Origin of the sequence: Streptomyces sp. NPDC007929 (genome assembly GCF_042959065.1) — a bacterium.
Taxonomy (GTDB): domain Bacteria; phylum Actinomycetota; class Actinomycetes; order Streptomycetales; family Streptomycetaceae; genus Streptomyces.
The window spans coordinates 60,660-76,754 of the sequence record NZ_JBIBKD010000009.1 but is presented as its reverse complement, the minus strand read 5'-3'; the positions used below and the strand labels follow the sequence as shown (position 1 = coordinate 76,754).

At 72.6% G+C, this 16,095-nt stretch carries 16 protein-coding genes and 1 pseudogene; 10 read left to right on the top strand and 7 right to left on the bottom strand.

Annotated features, from left to right (window positions below):
- The first annotated feature begins 358 nt into the window (after window positions 1-358).
- From ACFZDE_RS28710 to ACFZDE_RS28690, 5 genes are all read left to right on the top strand, one after another.
- On the top strand, window positions 359-1,180 hold the full coding sequence (locus tag ACFZDE_RS28710) for a glycosyltransferase (RefSeq protein WP_391002746.1): 822 nt from the start codon (window positions 359-361) through the stop codon (window positions 1,178-1,180).
- Entirely contained in the window at window positions 1,177-2,184 is a 1,008-nt protein-coding gene (locus ACFZDE_RS28705; protein WP_391002748.1) for a glycosyltransferase, read from the top strand. The genes ACFZDE_RS28710 and ACFZDE_RS28705 overlap by 4 nt, the downstream gene beginning before the upstream one ends.
- A 25-nt stretch (window positions 2,185-2,209) precedes the next feature.
- Window positions 2,210-2,983: a polysaccharide deacetylase family protein gene (locus tag ACFZDE_RS28700; protein WP_391205024.1), complete on the top strand. Its 774-nt coding sequence runs from the start codon at window positions 2,210-2,212 to the stop codon at window positions 2,981-2,983.
- Between the two features lie 76 nt (window positions 2,984-3,059).
- Window positions 3,060-4,154: a DUF5925 domain-containing protein gene (locus tag ACFZDE_RS28695; protein WP_391204590.1), complete on the top strand. Its 1,095-nt coding sequence runs from the start codon at window positions 3,060-3,062 to the stop codon at window positions 4,152-4,154.
- A gap of 47 nt (window positions 4,155-4,201) precedes the next feature.
- Window positions 4,202-4,975 carry a DUF72 domain-containing protein gene (locus tag ACFZDE_RS28690; RefSeq protein WP_391002752.1) on the top strand — a complete coding sequence of 258 codons (774 nt, stop codon included), beginning with the start codon at window positions 4,202-4,204 and terminating at the stop codon, window positions 4,973-4,975.
- A 228-nt stretch (window positions 4,976-5,203) separates the two neighbouring features.
- Here ACFZDE_RS28690 and ACFZDE_RS28685 read toward each other — a convergent pair whose 3' ends face one another.
- Window positions 5,204-5,572 (bottom strand): GntR family transcriptional regulator, encoded by a 369-nt coding sequence (locus ACFZDE_RS28685; protein WP_391002754.1) that lies wholly within the window; start codon window positions 5,570-5,572, stop codon window positions 5,204-5,206.
- 71 nt (window positions 5,573-5,643) lie between these two features.
- Here ACFZDE_RS28685 and ACFZDE_RS28680 point away from each other — a divergent pair, with 71 nt between their 5' ends.
- Both ACFZDE_RS28680 and ACFZDE_RS28675 read left to right on the top strand, forming a co-directional pair.
- Window positions 5,644-6,570 carry a GNAT family N-acetyltransferase gene (locus ACFZDE_RS28680; RefSeq protein WP_391204587.1) on the top strand — a complete coding sequence of 309 codons (927 nt, stop codon included), beginning with the start codon at window positions 5,644-5,646 and terminating at the stop codon, window positions 6,568-6,570.
- A complete protein-coding gene (locus ACFZDE_RS28675; protein WP_391204584.1) occupies window positions 6,551-7,051 on the top strand; it encodes a DUF402 domain-containing protein in 501 nt (166 codons plus the stop codon). Before ACFZDE_RS28680 ends, ACFZDE_RS28675 begins: the two co-directional genes overlap by 20 nt.
- Here ACFZDE_RS28675 and ACFZDE_RS28670 read toward each other — a convergent pair.
- Window positions 7,010-7,648, bottom strand: a complete 639-nt coding sequence (locus ACFZDE_RS28670) for a methyltransferase domain-containing protein (protein WP_391204581.1) — start codon at window positions 7,646-7,648, stop codon at window positions 7,010-7,012. The two genes, ACFZDE_RS28675 and ACFZDE_RS28670, sit on opposite strands and share 42 nt — an antisense overlap.
- Before the next feature lie 138 nt (window positions 7,649-7,786).
- On the opposite strand from ACFZDE_RS28670, the gene ACFZDE_RS28665 reads away from it, so the two are divergent.
- On the top strand, window positions 7,787-7,921 hold the full coding sequence (locus ACFZDE_RS28665; protein ID WP_391204578.1) for a hypothetical protein: 135 nt from the start codon (window positions 7,787-7,789) through the stop codon (window positions 7,919-7,921).
- Between the two features lie 48 nt (window positions 7,922-7,969).
- Here the strand turns inward: ACFZDE_RS28665 and ACFZDE_RS28660 are convergent.
- Window positions 7,970-8,204: pseudogene (locus tag ACFZDE_RS28660) on the bottom strand (hypothetical protein).
- Window positions 8,205-8,386: 182 nt separating this feature from the next.
- Between ACFZDE_RS28660 and ACFZDE_RS28655 the strand changes: the two are divergent.
- On the top strand, window positions 8,387-9,436 hold the full coding sequence (locus ACFZDE_RS28655; RefSeq protein ID WP_391204575.1) for a lytic polysaccharide monooxygenase: 1,050 nt from the start codon (window positions 8,387-8,389) through the stop codon (window positions 9,434-9,436).
- 93 nt (window positions 9,437-9,529) lie between these two features.
- On the opposite strand, the gene ACFZDE_RS28650 is transcribed toward ACFZDE_RS28655, so the two are convergent.
- Together ACFZDE_RS28650 and ACFZDE_RS28645 are read right to left on the bottom strand one after the other, a co-directional pair.
- Entirely contained in the window at window positions 9,530-10,390 is an 861-nt protein-coding gene (locus tag ACFZDE_RS28650; protein ID WP_391002767.1) for an alpha/beta fold hydrolase, read from the bottom strand.
- Between the two features lie 170 nt (window positions 10,391-10,560).
- Window positions 10,561-11,007 (bottom strand): MarR family transcriptional regulator, encoded by a 447-nt coding sequence (locus ACFZDE_RS28645; protein WP_391204573.1) that lies wholly within the window; start codon window positions 11,005-11,007, stop codon window positions 10,561-10,563.
- Window positions 11,008-11,086: 79 nt separating this feature from the next.
- Here ACFZDE_RS28645 and ACFZDE_RS28640 point away from each other — a divergent pair, with 79 nt between their 5' ends.
- Entirely contained in the window at window positions 11,087-11,461 is a 375-nt protein-coding gene (locus tag ACFZDE_RS28640; protein WP_391204570.1) for a cupin domain-containing protein, read from the top strand.
- A gap of 16 nt (window positions 11,462-11,477) precedes the next feature.
- On the opposite strand, the gene ACFZDE_RS28635 is transcribed toward ACFZDE_RS28640, so the two are convergent.
- Together ACFZDE_RS28635 and ACFZDE_RS28630 are read right to left on the bottom strand one after the other, a co-directional pair.
- Window positions 11,478-12,461: a hypothetical protein gene (locus ACFZDE_RS28635; protein ID WP_391204568.1), complete on the bottom strand. Its 984-nt coding sequence runs from the start codon at window positions 12,459-12,461 to the stop codon at window positions 11,478-11,480.
- Complete coding sequence (locus tag ACFZDE_RS28630; protein WP_391204565.1) at window positions 12,458-15,958, bottom strand: DNA polymerase III subunit alpha; 3,501 nt, start codon at window positions 15,956-15,958, stop codon at window positions 12,458-12,460. Before ACFZDE_RS28630 ends, ACFZDE_RS28635 begins: the two co-directional genes overlap by 4 nt.
- Between the last annotated feature and the right edge of the window lie 137 nt (window positions 15,959-16,095).

Below are 16,095 nucleotides of genomic sequence, written 5' to 3'. Positions count from 1 at the left end.
CCAAACCAACAAAAACGTGAGCGGCCGTTCCAGGTCTTGCCATACGGGTTCAATCGTCAATACCGTCATACATCTCACCCGCATCGGTCCGTCAGTACGCGGCTCCAGGGGAGGGCTCAAGGACCGCGACGAACCGGCGCGGGGCGCGGTAGGGGGGTGCCGTGCTCGGTGACCGCACGTGGTGACCGGGCCGTGCCGCGCGGTCGGCTGCCGTTCTCGCGGCCGGTCAGCTTTGCCAGCTCACCCGGCGTGCCCGAAGTTCCACTTCGGCATGCCCGAGTGAGAACCCCCCTTTCGAACCGGATTGGATCCGGACTGCCCTGGGGGGGCGGTCCACCGGACGAGAGGGACCAGACTCATGAGCTCAGTTCTGCAACCGGCCGCCGCGGAGCAGCATCCGCCGGTCGCCGGGAAGTACCGGCCCGTCTCCTCGCACCTGGCCATCGCGCCGCCGGTGAGCGTGGTCATCCCGGCCATGAACGAGGCGGAGAACCTTCCGTACGTCTTCAAGACACTGCCCGACTGGATACACGAAGTGGTCCTGGTCGACGGCAACTCCACCGACGACACCGTCCGGGTGGCCCGCGAGCTGTGGCCCGAGGTGAAGGTCGTCGAGCAGCGCGGCAAGGGCAAGGGCGACGCCCTGATCACCGGGTTCCAGGCCTGCACCGGCGACATCATCGTGATGGTCGACGCGGACGGCTCGGCGGACGGGGGCGAGATCCTCAGTTACGTCTCCGCCCTGGTCTCCGGCGCGGACTTCGCCAAGGGCTCCCGCTTCGCCAACGGCGGCGGCACCGACGACATGACCTTCATCCGCAAGCTGGGCAACTGGGCGCTGTGCACGGCCGTCAACCGCAAGTTCGGCGCCCGCTACACCGACCTCTGCTACGGCTACAACGCGTTCTGGCGGCACTGCCTCGACAAGATCGACCTCGACTGCACCGGCTTCGAGGTCGAGACCCTGATGAACATCCGCGTGGTCAAGGCCGGGCTGAAGGTGCAGGAGATCCCGAGCCACGAGTACCTGCGCATCCACGGCGTCAGCAATCTGCGGGCCGTGCGGGACGGCCTGCGCGTGCTGCGGGTGATCCTCCAGGAGCGCTCCAACCGCCGTGCGCTGCGCCGCCGTTCGTCCCGGTCGGCGATGCCGGACGCGATGCGGGGAGAGGTGTCTTGAGCGGTCCCGGCATCTCCGTCGTGATCTGCGCGTACACCGAGGACCGCTGGGAGGACATCCTCGCCGCGGTCTCCTCGGTCCACGCGCAGTCGCGGCCGGCCCTGGAGACGCTGCTGGTCGTCGATCACAACGAGACGCTCCGGGAGCGGCTGGCCAAGGAGTACAAGGAGTACGAGGGGGCTGCCGACGGCGCCGCGGTGCGGGTGCTCGCCAACGCGGGCCCCCGCGGGCTGTCCGCGGGCCGCAACACCGGCATCGCCGCGGCCCGCGGCGAGATCGTGGCCTTCCTCGACGACGACGCCGTGGCCGAGCGCGACTGGCTGCGGCACTTCGCCGAGGCGTACGCCGACGAGCGGGTCATGGCGGTGGGCGGGCGCACGGTGCCGGTCTGGGCGTCGGGGCGGCGGCCGCACTGGTTCCCGGAGGAGTTCGACTGGGTGGTGGGCTGCACGTACCGGGGCCTGCCGCGCGGCCGGGTGCGGGTGCGCAACGTGCTCGGCGGCAACGCCTCGTTCCGCCGCAGCGCCTTCGACGCGGCGGGCGGCTTCGCCACCGGCATCGGCCGGGACGGCGACAAACGCCCGCTGGGCTGCGAGGAGACGGAACTGTGCATCCGCCTCAGCCGCGCCCGGCCCGACGCGGTCCTGCTGATCGACGACCGGGCGGTCATCCACCACCGGGTGCCCGAGGTCCGCGAGCACTTCCGCTACTTCCGCACCCGCGCCTACGCCGAGGGCCTCTCCAAAGCCCTGGTGGCGCGCAGTGTCGGCGCCGGGAAGGGCCTGGAGTCGGAGCGCCGGTACGCCACCCGGGTCCTGCCGGCCGGGGTGGCCCGGGGGCTGCGGGACGCCCTGCTGGCCCGGCCGGGCGGCGCGGGGCGGGCCGGTGCGATCGTGGCCGGAGTGCTGACCGCGGCGGGCGGTTACGTCGTCGGCAGCGTCCGGGCGCGGCGGGGCGGGACCACGTTCCGGGTACCCGAGGTGGAGGTGGCGGCCCGTGAGTGACGCCGACGCACGCGTACCGATCCTCATGTACCACGCGGTGGCGACCGAACCGAACGAGGCGACCCGCGCCCTGTCGGTGACCCCGGAGGCCTTCGCCGAGCAGCTGGCGGTGCTCGCCGACCGGGGCCGCACGCCGCTCACCACGGCCGAACTGGCGGCGTGCTGGCGCTCCGGCCGCGCGCTGCCCGAGCGGCCCGTCCTCATCACCTTCGACGACGGCTACGAGGGCGTGCACCGGCACGCCCTCCCCGCGCTCGCCAAGCACGGCTTCCCGGCCACCCTGTTCGTCTCGACCGGGTGGCTGAGGGGGCCGTACGACACCGGGGGCGGCCTGGACACCATGCTCGACTGGGACCAGGTCCGCGAACTGGCGGCGGCGGGCGTCGAGATCGGCGGGCACAGCCACAGCCACCCGCAGCTCGACCAGGTCTCCCACGCCACCCTGCGGTTCGAGCTGATCCACTGCAAGGAGATCGTCTCGGACCAACTGGGCGCCGTCCCGGCCTCGTTCGCCTACCCCTACGGCTACTCCAGCCGCCGGGTCCGGCAGGCGGTGCGCGAGACGGGCTGGGCCCAGGCCCTCGCCGTGGGCAACGGCCTCGCGCGGCGCGCGCAGGGGCCGTACGCGCTGCGGCGGGTGACGGTGCGCCGCAGCACCGGCATCGAGGAGTTCGAGCGGGTCGTGGCGGGTCGCGCGATCGCCCGCACGTTCGCCGGGGACCGGGCCCTGACCAAGGGGTACGCCGTGGTCCGCGGGGTCCGGCGGGCCCGCCGGCTGGTCTCCCCCGCCGCGGGCTGACCTGCGCGGAGGCGACATGCCGCGTGCACCTGGAAACCGGGTGCACGCGGCGTCCCCGTGCCGGATCATGGCGGGCATGTCTGGAAACCCGCACGAGGCGCTGCCGATCCGGCTCAACGTCGACGACTCCGACTCACCGTCCGACGTCGTCGACGCGCTGTTCCTCGGCCGCTTCGCGACGGGCGAGCAGCCGTTCTCCCACGCGGTGAACATCGACCGCGTGCGCTCCGGTGCGACGCTGATGCCGCCCGGCGCCCGGGTGCTGCGCGTGGCCCGGGACGACGACCGCAGCGCGACGCTCGCCGAGGGCGACGGCTGGACGCTGCTGGTCTCCCGCTGGAACCGGGGCGCCGACGTCACGGTGACGGCGACCGGCGAGGACCTCGCGAAGAAGATCCTCGACCAGGCCACGGACGGCGCGGCCGACGAGCCCGAACCGCAGCCGGAGAACGTCACGATGGGCTTCTGGTACGTCTCCCCGCGCCGCGGCCCGCACCGCACGACCCGTCAGATCGCGGCGGGCACCTGGGACGAGGTCCGGCCCAACTACACCGCGCCGGTGGCGGACGCGATGGACCGCCTGATGAAGACGACCCCGGAGGACATCGCGGGCCGTCTCCTGCTGCTGCACGGGCCGCCCGGCACCGGCAAGACCTCCGCGCTGCGCACCCTGGCCCGGTCCTGGCGCGACTGGTGCCAGGTGGACTGCGTCCTGGACCCCGAGCGGCTCTTCTCCGACGTCGGCTACCTCATGGACATCGCCATCGGCGAGGAGGACGCGACGGGCAAGGGCCGCTGGCGGCTGCTGCTCCTGGAGGACTGCGACGAACTGATCCGCGGCGAGGCCAAGCACACGGCGGGCCAGGCCCTGTCGAGGCTGCTGAACCTGACGGACGGCCTGCTCGGCCAGGGCCGCAACGTCCTGGTCGGTGTCACGACCAACGAGGACCTGGAGCGTCTGCACCCGGCCGTGGTCCGCCCGGGCCGCTGCCTCGCCCGGATCGAGGTCGGTCCGCTGACCCGCTCCGAGGCGGTGACCTGGCTGGGCCAGGAGGACGGCGTGGGCCGCGAGGGCGCGACGCTGGCCGAGCTGTACGCGCTGCGCCGGGGCACGTCCCCGACGTCCCTGCCGGAGCCGCGCGGGGGCGTCGACGCGGGCCTGTATCTGTAGGAGGCCATCTGTAGGAGGCCGGTGCCCGCCGGTGTTTTGATGGGGGTATGACCCTGTTCGTCGGTACGTCCGGGTGGCAGTACAAGGACTGGCGTGACGTCCTGTACCCGTCCGGGCTGCCGATGCGGCTGTGGCTGGAGGAGTACACGCGGCACTTCGCCACCGTCGAGATCAACAACGCCTTCTACCGGCTGCCCGCGCGCGAGACGTTCCAGGACTGGCGGGAGCGGGTGCCCGGGGACTTCGTCGTCGCGGTCAAGGCCAGCCGCTATCTGACGCACATCAAACGGCTCAAGGACCCCGAGGAGCCGGTGCACCGCCTGATGAGCCACGCGGCGGGCCTCGGCGACCGGCTCGGCCCGGTCCTGCTCCAGCTGCCGCCCACGCTGCGCGCCGATCCGGGCCTGCTGGACACGTGCCTGGCCTGCTTCCCGGCCTCGACGCGGGTCGCGGTCGAGCCGCGCCACGACTCCTGGTGGACGCCCGAGGTCCGCCGCGTCCTGGAGTCCCGTCGTGCCGCCCTGTGCTGGGCCGACGTCCTGGCCCGCCCCGCGACCCCGCTGTGGCGCACCGCCGACTGGGGCTACGTCCGCTTCCACCAGGGCCGCGCCCGACCCTGGCCCCGCTACGGCCGCCGCTCCCTGGCCACCTGGCTCGACCGCATCGCCACGACCTGGCCCGGCGGCGAGGACGTCTACACATACTTCAACAACGACCCGGGCGGCGCGGCGGTGGAAGACGCGACGGCCTTCGCCCGGGCAGCGAGATCGGCGGGCCTGACCATCACACGAACCCCCGAGCACGTCACGCGGACCGGCTGAACCGGATCCCACCCCGGCACCGTCACCCCGAGGGCACGGGACCGTATCGACCTGCGGCTCCGCCGCGCGAGCACGAACAACCCCCACCGTAACGACCTGCGGCTCCGCACCCACCGCAGCACCATCGCCCTTCCTGGGGGCGCGGGGAACTGCGCGAACAACCCCCACCGGACCCGCACCCGAACGCTCACCGCACAAGGCCCACCCCACCCCCGGCGGCCCAACGCCCTACTCCCCGTAAGCCGCCCGCAGGGCATCCCGTACCGCCGCCACCGCATCGGCCTCCGTGAGCCCGAGCCGCCGGGCACGCTCCGCGTAGGCCTGGGCCGCCGAGGCCAGCTCACGGTCCGCCGCCGCCCCCGCGGCGGCCACGAACGTACCGTTGCGCCCCCGCGTCTCGATCACGCCGTCCGCCTCCAGCGCCCGGTACGCCTTGGCGACCGTGTTCGCGGCGAGGCCCAGCGACTCGGCCAGCCCGCGCACGGTCGGCAGGCGGTAGCCCACCGGCAGCGCACCCGACCGGGCCTGCTCGGAGATCCGCGCCCGCACCTGCTCGTAGGGCGGGGCACTGTCGTCGATGTCGATCTTCAAGGTCACAGCCCGATTGTCGCGCACCCGGCGGAAAATGAGAGGCACCCCGGTCGGCTCCACGCGTAGCGTGCGCCACCATGACCGTGATCGTGCGCGACCTGCGCCCCGACGTCCGAGCCGATGCCGAGGGGTTCTCCGACACCCGCCGCCTCGCCCTGCCGTACATGCTCTCCACACCCGAGTCGGTGCTGCACACCCTGACGCACGTCCACCCCGACGCCCACTTCGGTCAGCTCGTCGCCGAGGAGGACGGCGAGATCATCGGCACCGCCCAGGTCAGCGTCGCCCACGACAGCCCCGAACCGGGCCAGGGCTCGGCCAACATCTATGTGCGCCCCAACCGCCGGAACCACGGCGCCGGTTCGCTCCTGCTGCGCACCGCCGAGGAGCGCCTGGGGCGGCTGGGCGTCTCGAAGCTGTTCACCTGGGTGCTGGACGAGCCGGAGAACCTCGCCTTCGCCGAGCGGCACGGCTTCCGGGCCAGCCGTTCCGCCTGGTTCCTGCGCCTGGACCTGACGGGCGCGCTGCCGCCCCTGGCCGATGTCCCCTCCGGCGTGGAGCTGCGTACGGCCGCCGACTTCGCGGACGACCCGCGCCCGCTGTTCGAACTGGACGCGGCGGCGTCGTCGGACGAACCGAGCGACATCGACGTCGAGTTCACCGACTACGAGGCCTGGGTGGAGGAGCACTGGAAGCACCCGCTCCTGAACCGCGAGCTGACCACGGTCGCGGTCGTCGACGGCCGGCCCGTCGCGTTCAGCGTGGCGTACACCGACGGCCAGTCGCGCTACGCCACGGCCATGACCGGCACCGTCCGGGAGTTCCGCGGCCGGGGCCTGGCGAAGCTCGCCAAGAACGACTCCCTGCACCGCGCCCGCGCGGCGGGATGCACGGAGGCGTTCACCGGCAACGACACCGGCAACGAGCCGATGATCGCCATCAACAAGTGGTTCGGCTACGAGATCTGCGCGAAGGAGGTGCGCCATGTCCGCGAACTCGGCTGACCCGCCCGCGCGGCTGGAGGTCGTGCTCGTCAAGGCGGGCCGTACGAAGATCCGTTACGCCGGTGAGCTGCTGGCGGACGACGGGACGCGGGTGGCGGTGCGGGCGCCCTGGGCGGGTTCCGGCGTCCGCGACTTCGGGTTCGTACGCTTCGAGCCCGGGGACGTCTTCACGGAGTACTACTGGCGCGACCGGTGGTACGCGGTGAAGGAGGTCCGTTCCGCCGCGGGCGCGCTGAAGGGCTGGTACTGCGACGTCACCCGCCCCGCGCGGCGCACCGGCGGGGAGCTGGTCGTGGAGGATCTCGACCTGGACCTGTGGCGCTCGGCGGACGGCACGGACGTACGGCGCCTGGACGAGGACGAGTTCGCCGAGAGCGGCCTCGGCGAGGCGGACCCGGACGCGGCGCGGGCCGCCCTGGCCGCGCTGGACGAACTGGAGTCACTGGCCCGCGGCGGAGACTTCACCGCGCTCCTGGCCTGACGGGCTCACCTCGGCGACCACCGCGTACCGCTCGTCCGGCACCTCCCCGCCCCACAGCAGCGGGTCGCCCGAGAGCCGCTCCACCCGTGGCTGCCCGGCGATCGGGGCGAGCAGCGCGGTGAGCCGCTCGGCGGGTATGCCGACCGGGTCGATGTCGCCCCACACGCACTCGACCAGCACGAGCCGCCCGCCCGGCCGCAGCAGCCCGCGCCAGTGCCGCAGGGCGCGGCCGGGGTCGGGCAGCGTCCACAGGACGTGCCGGACGAGCACGGTGTCGAAGCGCTGCTCCCCGACCGGCGGTGCCGCCGCGTCCCCCACGAGGAACACCGCCTCGCGCCCGGCGAGCTTCTCCCGGGCGAGCGCGACCATGGCCGGGGAGAGGTCCACGCCCGTCACCCGGTGGCCCTGCTCGGACGCGAGGAGTGACAGGCTGCCGGTGCCGCAGCCGAGGTCGAGGACGTCCCCCGCCCGTCCGGGCAGCCAGTCACGCAGCCGTCCGGCCCAGGCGCGGCGCACCTCGGGGTCTCGCAGGCCGTGGTCCGGCTCCTCGTCGAAGGAGGCGGCCTCGGCGTCCCAGTCCCGGTCCCTGTTCGTCATGGGCCCAGAGTGACACCCGCCACTGACAGTCCCATGGTGACAGCCGCCACAGACAGACCGGGACCGATGAGGAACTCTCCCCCGAAAGGTCTACCTCCGTGAGAACGCGGAACCCGGTAGGCCGTCAAGGAGGCAGCCATGCGCCGTGTGACCGTGCTGAAGCCCCTGAAGAAGACGGATGTCCGCCGGGTCCGCGAAGAGGCCGACGAGCGTCCCGCGGGGCGCCCCGAGGTGCGCAAGGACATCGCCCGCGCCTGGTGGCCGGACGCCTGAACGGCCAATGCCGATCATGAGACGCACGCCTTGGAGCAGCCGCACACCTCAGAGCAGCCGCTTGCGGTAGTGGACGCGGTCGTAGGGCCCGAGAGCCTGATCTCGGGCAGCCCCAGCGCACGCGCGTGTGCGTCCACGAACCGCAGCAGCCGCCGCCCCGTTCCCTGGCCGTGCGCGGCACCCGCCCGATGCGCGCGATGTAGGGGCGGAAGGCCGCGTCGATCACGTCCGTGACGACCGGCACGTCGGCGGCCAGGGCCGGCCGGATCTCCTCGTCCGGCATGCCGTGACGGTACCTACCTGATGCCAGTCCGAACACTCCCTTAAGCGGGCCATAAGGATCTCCTCCACCCGCCCTCAGCAGGCGATTTCACGGTTCGCAAGGGCTAGTTTCGGACCACCCCCCACGGGGCCCGGCCCACGCGGGCCGGGCCCTGTCCCACGCACCACTTCGAGGAGCCCCGCATGCCCGCACGCCGCCAGGCCGTCACCGTCGCCGCCCTCGGCGGCCTCCCGCTCGCCCTGACCGCGCTGACCGCCACCCCGGCCGCCGCGCACGGTTCGATGGGCGACCCGGTCAGCCGCGTCTCGCAGTGCTACGCCGAGGGCCCCGAGAGCCCCAGGTCGGCCGCGTGCAAGGCGGCGGTCGCGGCGGGCGGCACGCAGGCCCTCTACGACTGGAACGGCATCCGCATCGGCGACGCGGGCGGACGCCACCAGCAGCTCATTCCGGACGGCAAGCTGTGCAGCGCGAACAACGCGGAGTTCAAGGGGCTCGACCTCCCCCGCGCCGACTGGCCCGCGACCGGCGTCCGCAGCGGCAAGCAGACCTTCAAGTACCGCGTGACGGCCCCTCACAAGGGCACCTTCAAGGTCTACATCACCAAGCCGGGTTACAACCCGGCCAAGCCGCTCGCCTGGAAGGACCTGGATCTCGCGAAGCCGGTCGCGACCTCCACCGACCCGGCCGCCACGGGCGGTTTCTACACGTTCTCCGGCACTCTGCCCCAGCGCTCGGGCAAGCACCTGCTGTACGCGGTCTGGCAGCGGTCGGACAGCCCGGAGGCGTTCTACTCCTGCTCGGACGTCAGCTTCGGCGGGGCCGCCGCGGGCGGCGGCTCGGCGGGCGGCGGTGGCGGCGCGGCTCCGGCCCCGTCCGCCTCCGCTCCCAGCGAGAAGCAGATCAAGGACGGCAACGCCAAGTCGACCATCGAGCACCACGGGCACGGCGACAACGACCCCAGCACCTCGGCGAAGCCGGACGCCGCCCCGGAGGCGGAGGAGAAGGGGGCGAAGGAGACGACGGAGACGGCGGACCGGCCCAAGGCCGCCGCGCCCGCGCCCGACGGGGCCAACCAGCCCGAGCCCGCCGGTGCCAACGAGAACCTCGCCGAGACCGGCGGTGACAGCGGCACCACGTACCTCGCGGTCGGCGGTGCGGCCGCGCTGGCGATCGGCTCGTCGGCCCTGTTCCTGGCGGCCAGGCGCCGGGCGGTGAGCGGCGGTCGCCGCTGATCCGCACACCCCATGACCCGGGGCCTGTCCGGCGGCTCAGGCCGGACAGGCCCCGACGTGTTCGCCCTGACACGTGTCACGGGATGACACGTGTCATTCGAAGGCCGAGAGACAGGTGGTGCGCTTGGCCCGCCCCGGATCGAGGGCGTTGGCCACCTCGTGGAAGACGATCCGGTCCAGCAGCCCGACGGCCACGTGCTCGGACAGGTCGAGGGCGCACAGGTCCTGGAGCAGGACGTTGCGCACGTCCGGTCCGTTCAGGAACTGACTGCGCCACGGTGTGACCACCTCGTCGTACTTGGTGGCGATGACGGTGTACCGCACGCCGGGCACGGTGTCGCCGCCCGCGTTGAGTTTGGTGAGGAAGGCCGAGCCGACGACCTGGTCGGCGAGGGCGGGGGTGTTCTTCGACAGCAGGTCCGCCGCGCCGGGGAAGTAGGGCAGCAGCTTGGTGAAGCCGTTCAGGTCGGTGCCGTGGTTGCTGGGCGCGATACCGACCAGGGCGTTCACCTTGGCGGCCCCGCCGAGGAACTTCAGGTAGTAGCGGGGCATCATGCCGCCCTGCGAGTGCCCGACGACGTCGGTCTCGGTGGCGCCGGTCGCGGCGAGCACCTTGTCGACGAAGCTCTTCAGTTGTTCGGCGGACTTCTCGGCGGGTCCGAGGCCGTGGAAGAAGGGGACGCCCGCCAACTGGCCGTAGTCGAGGGAGAAGACGCAGTAGCCGCGGACCTTCAGGTAGGGGGCGAGGCCCAGCCAGTTGTCGACGGAGTTCCCGAGGGTGCCGTGGACGAGGACGACCGGGCGGGGGTGGGCGGCGGACGGCTTGCAGGAGTAGTCGTTCCAGCCGGAGCTCGGGGCGCCGGCGGCCTGGGCCGTGGTGGCGGGGACGGTGAGGGCGGCGGCGGTCAGCAGCAGCGCGGACAGGGGTCTGAGGACTCGCTTCCAGGGCAGCATCGGGTGATCTCCTTGCGGCTCAAGGGGGATGCGACGGCACTGGGCCCTGTGATCCGGATCACGAGGATGCTGTTCACTCGTCAAGTTACGGGCGAGTAGTCAAACTGGGAAGTTACGCGTCAGTAAAACTTGCAGCGGTAACCGGCGTGCGATGTCCCGGCCGACACGCCTCACCAGGCAGGCCGGATGGGTCCGTGCGGAGCGATGCGGAGCAACTGCTCGCCCAGCGCGTGCACTTCCCGCTCCCCCAGCAGCTCGCCCCACTCCCGTACGGCTTCCGCTGCCGCCTCCTCCGCCGCCCGGGTGCAGGCCCACCCGCGCTCGGTGAGCACGACCAGCCGCGCCCGCGCGTCCCCGGGGTGCGGCCGCCGCTCGACATACCCCTTGCGCACCAGCTCGTCGACGAGCTGGCCGGCGGCCTGCTTGGTCACCCCGAGGTGGGCGGCGAGGTCGGTGGCCGTGGCGCCGTCCGGGGCGAGCCGGGTGAAGGCGAAGCCGTGCGCGGGCCGCACCCCTTCGAAGCCACGGGCGAGCACGCCCTCGTGGATGCGTTGCGTGAGCCCACCGGCGACGGCGAGCAGGGCGGCGGACACGGCCATGGCCTCGGAGTTCTGCACGCCTGCATTGAAACACCCTTGACGCGACGGTCAAGTAGCTTGACTATATAGTCAAGCTACTTGACCACTTGGAGGCAGCGTGCCCATCGTCCGATCATCCGAAGCCGTCGTCCACGAAATCCACGGCGCCCGTTTCGTCTCGTACGCCACCCCGGGCAGCGGCAGCGAGGAGCTGTGCGCCTGGCGCGGTGAGATCCCGGCCGGCCTCAAGGCGCCCGCGCACACGGTCAGCCGGGAGGAGATCTTCCATCTGCTCGACGGCGAGCTGCTGATCACCCTCGACGGCCACACCGAGCGGGTCGCGGCGGGCGACACGGTGATCATCAACCCCGGCGCCACCCTGACCGTCGAGAACCCCACCGACCGGACCGCGCACTCCTGGGTCACCACCTCCATCGGCCTGGAGGCACGGCTGGCCGACGGCACCCGCATCGTGCCGCCGTGGGCCAACTGACGTCACGAGCGGGGATCTACGCCGCCCGGCCCCCCAACCCCCCGGGCATCACCGCCCGCGGCCCGTACTTCGCCCGGGCCTGGTCCGCGATCTCCTCGATACGGCGGACCTTCTCGTCCACCGGGTCGAAGGTCAGCTGGTGGGAGGCCCGGTCGGCGGGGTCGAGCCCCTCGGCGCGCAGGGCGACGGCCCGCACCCGGGCCCGCTGCAGCCCGAGTGCCTCGTACATGCCGTACGCGGCCCTGGTCAGCGCCGGGGAGTGCGCGGTCGGTTCGGTCAGGGTGCGGCTGCGGGTGGTGGCGGACCGGTCGGCGTAGCGCACGGTGAGGGTGAGCGTGCGGCAGACCTTCTCCAGGGCGCGCAGCCGGGCACCGATCTCCTCGGCGGCCGACAGCAGGGCCCGGCGGTGCCGCTCCGGGTCCAGCTCGTCGCGCCCGAAGGGGCGTTCCGTCGCGAGGGACCGGGAGACGGCGTTCGGCACGACCCGGCCGCGGTCGACGCCGTTCGCCTTCTCGCGCAGCTCGCGGCCGGGTTTCGCGCCGATCAGCCGTTGCAGCGTGGACAGCGGGGCCGCGGCGACCCGGCCGAGGGTGTCGAGGCCGTAGTCGCCCAGTGTGCGGGCGGTCGCGGTGCCCACGCCGGGCAGTGCGGCGACGGGCTGTTCCGCGAGGAACTCCGCGATGGCGTCCGGCTCGTCGGGCACCGTACGGGTCACCCCGGGGGCCGCGTCGCGCAGCGCCATCCGGGCCAGCATCGGCCCGGGTCCGGCCCCGATCACACAGTCGACGCCGTGCAGCGCGAGCGAGCGCACCCGGATCACCGAGGCCAGTTCGACGGCGTCCCGCCGGAAGTACCGCTCGGCGCCGCGCAGATCGGCCAGCGCCCCGTCCGGCGGCAGGGCCTGGACGACGGGGGTGAACTCCTCCAGCATCCCGAGCAGCTGGGGCAGATCCGCCTCGCTCGTCGGAGGCAGCTGGAAACGTACGCAGAGGATGGTCATCCCGCACTCCCCGGACTCTGGTGCCACAACTTCCTTGTGTTCGCGGTTCCTTCACCCGCCGGACGCAGATCGGCCCAGGGGTGCATCTCGTACCCCGTGGACATGCGGATCTTCCGCTGCTCCATCGGATCCCCGGCCGCGGAACCCGCCGGCGCGGGCGCCCCCTCCGACCCGGCGAGCCGCCGCCGCACGGCCCCCTCACCATCGTCGCCGGGAGCACCGTCACCCCCGGAATCACCGGGCCCGGTTCCGGCCAGCCGGGCCGCGACCCCCTCCAGCCCCTCCTCCCGGCGCACCTCCAGCAGGTCCGCGAGGTTCCAGGCGGCCGACCCCACCACGCTCAGGCTGCGCGGGCCACGCCGCTGCACGACCCCGCGCACCAGCAGCAGCCAGGAGTGGAAGACGGTGTGGGCGCAGGCGTCGTGGGAGTCGTCGAAGAAGGCGAGGTCGACCAGGCCCGTGCCGTCGTCCAGGGTGGAGAAGATGACGCGTTTGCCGGACCGGATCGGCGGTGTCTGGGTGGCCGCCTTGGCGCCCGCGACCAGCACGGTCTCCCCGTGCCGGGCCTCGCGCAGCCGCCGGGCCGAGACGACGCCCAACTCGTCGAGGAAGACCCGGTGGTCGTCCATCAGATTGCGTGAGGCGTCCATGGACAGCACGCCCAGTTCGGCGCTGAGCCGCTCCGAGGAGGTGAGGTCGGGCAGCCCGGCCGGCGCGGTCCTCCGCCCCCCGGCCAACGGCAACTGGCCACCGCCCCCGCCCCGGGCGCCCCGGTGCAGCTCGGTCAGATGCAGTTGCAGATCACGGCGGTTGGCGCCGAACGCGTCCAGCGCTCCCACCTGCGCGAGCCGCTGGGCCAGCGGACGGCTGGGCCTGCCCCGCTCCCAGAAGTCGACCAGCGAGTCGTAGGGCTGCCCTGCGGCGATCCGTGCCGCCTCGGCCTCGCTGATGCCGTGGACATCGGAGAGGGCCAGCCGCAGCCCCCACTTACCGGACACCAGTTCGATACGGTGTGCGACTCCCGACGCGTTCACATCCAGGGGCAGCACCGGCACCCCCCGCCGCCGCGCGTCCGCCAGCAGCAGCCGCTTGGGATACATACCGGGGTCGTGCGTCAGCAGCCCCGCGTAGAAGGCGGCAGGGTGATGCGTTTTCAGCCACGCCGACTGGTAGGTCGGCACGGCGAAGGCGACCGCGTGGGCCTTGCAGAAGCCGTAGCTGCCGAAGGCCTCGACGATCTCCCAGGTCCGCTGAATCGTTTCCGCGTCATATCCGTTCGCCGCCGCGTGCTGCGCGAACCACACCTTGATCCGCGCCTGCGACTCCGGATCGGACAGCCCCCGCCGCACCCGGTCCGCTTCACCACGCCCGCACCTGGTCATGATGTCGACGATGTCGATGATCTGCTCGTGGAAGACGACGACCCCGTACGTGTCCCGCAGCGGCCCCTCCAGATCAGGGTGCGGATAACGGATCGGCGCCCGCCCGTGCCGGGCCTCGATGAACGGACGCACCATGTCGGCGGCGACCGGCCCGGGCCGGAACAGCGAGATGTCGACGACGAGGTCGTGGAACGTGGCCGGCTGGAGCCGTCCGACCAGGTCCCGCTGACCGGGCGACTCGATCTGGAAGCACCCGAGCGTCTCGGTGGACTGGATCAGCCGGTACGTCTCCGGGTCCCCGGGCGGCAGGGTGTCCAGATCGACCCGGACCCCCGACACCCGCTCCACTTCCCCCACCGCGTGCGCCATGGCCGACTGCATCCGCACGCCCAGCACATCGAGCTTCAGCAGCCCGAGGTCCTCGACGTCGTCCTTGTCGAACTGCGACATCGGAAAGCCCTCACCACTGGTCGGCATGACCGGCGTACGCGCGAGCAGCGAGGCGTCCGACAGCAGCACCCCGCACGGATGCATGGCCACCCCGCGCGGCAGAGCGTCCAGCGCCTCGACCAGCTCCCACAGCCTCCCGTACTTCTCCTTCTCCCCGGCCAGCGCCCGTAGCTCGGGCAGCTCCTCCAGCGCCGCGCGGGCGTCCCGTGCCCGGATGTGCGGAAAGGACTTGGCGATCCGGTCGATCTCGGCCGGATCCATCGACAGGGCGGCCCCCACATCGCGAATCGCGTGCCGTACGCGATACGTCTCCGGCATCGCGACCGTCGCGACCCGCTCGGTGCCGAACCGGTCGATGATCGCGCGGTAGACCTCCAGCCGGCGCGCGGACTCCACGTCGATGTCGATGTCGGGCAGCACGACCCGCTCCTTCGACAGGAAGCGTTCCATCAGCAGCCGGTGCTCGATCGGATCGGCGTGCGCGATACCGAGCAGATGGTTGACCAGCGACCCGGCCCCGGACCCACGGGCGGCGACCCGGACGCCCATGTTCCGGACATCCTCCACCACCTGGGAGACGGTCAGAAAGTAGGAGGCGAAGCCGTGATGGGCGATGATGTCCAGCTCATGGTGCATCCGCTCCCAGTACTCCCGCCGCCGGTCGTACCCGCGCAGCACCATCCCGGCCGCCGCCCGTGAGGCCAGCGTCCGCTGGGCGGTGCGGCGCCCCGCCCCGACCAGCTGCGGCTCGGGAAAGTGGACGGTGCCGATCCCGAGATCGTCCTCGGGGTCGACCAGGCACTCGGCGGCCGTGGCCTCCGTCTGCTCCACCAGCCGGTGAGCGGTCTCCCGCCGGAACCCCGCGGCCTCCACGACCCGCTCCGCCACCTCGAACATGTCCCCCGCGCCCTTGAGCCAGGCCGCACCGGAGTCCAGCCCCTTGGCCGGGTCGATGGGCACCAGCCGCCGGGCGGCGTCCAGTACATCGGCGACCGGCCCGAGCCCAGGGTCGGCGTACCGCACCGCGTTGGTGAGCACGGGCCGGATCCGCTGCTCGGCGGCGAACCCGACGGTACGGGCGGCCAGCCGCAGCGATCCCGGCCCCGTACCCTCCCGGCCGTGCCAGACGGCCTCCAGCCGCAGGTCGTCGCCGTAGACGTCCCGCCAGGGCGCGAGCAGTCGCGCCGCCCGGTCGGGCCGCCCCGCGGCCAGGGCGCACCCGACGTCCGACGCGGGCCCGAGCAGCACGGTCAGCCCCTCGCCCCGGTGGCGCCCCCAGGGCAGCAGGGGCGTCGCCTCCCCTTCATGGGCGGCCGAGACAAGCCGGCACAGCTCCGCCCACCCCCGGGCACCGTCCCGGGCGAGAAAGGTCACGCGAGGGGCCGACTCATCGACAAAGGCACCACCCCGCACCGGGGTCCGCCGCCGCCGCTCGGTCCTGGGCTCCATCCCCGCCACCGCCAGATCAACCCCGAACAGCGGCCGGACCCCCACCCTCCCGCAGGCCTTCGAGAACCGGACCGCACCGGCGAGCGTGTCGCGATCGGTCAGCGCCAGGGCGTCCATACCCCGCTCGGAGGCACGTTCGGCCAGCCGCTCCGGGTGCGAGGCTCCATAGCGCGACGAGAATCCGGAGACGGTGTGCAGATGCGTGAACCCCGGCACACGCACCTCCCGCACTCAGCTCTCGAACATCTGTTCCCAACTACCTCACCCCCACCATACCCCCATCCTCGAATGTATGTGCGACATCCGTTCGGCCCCGCCCCACCTGCGGAAACACCCCAGAACCCCCGACCGTG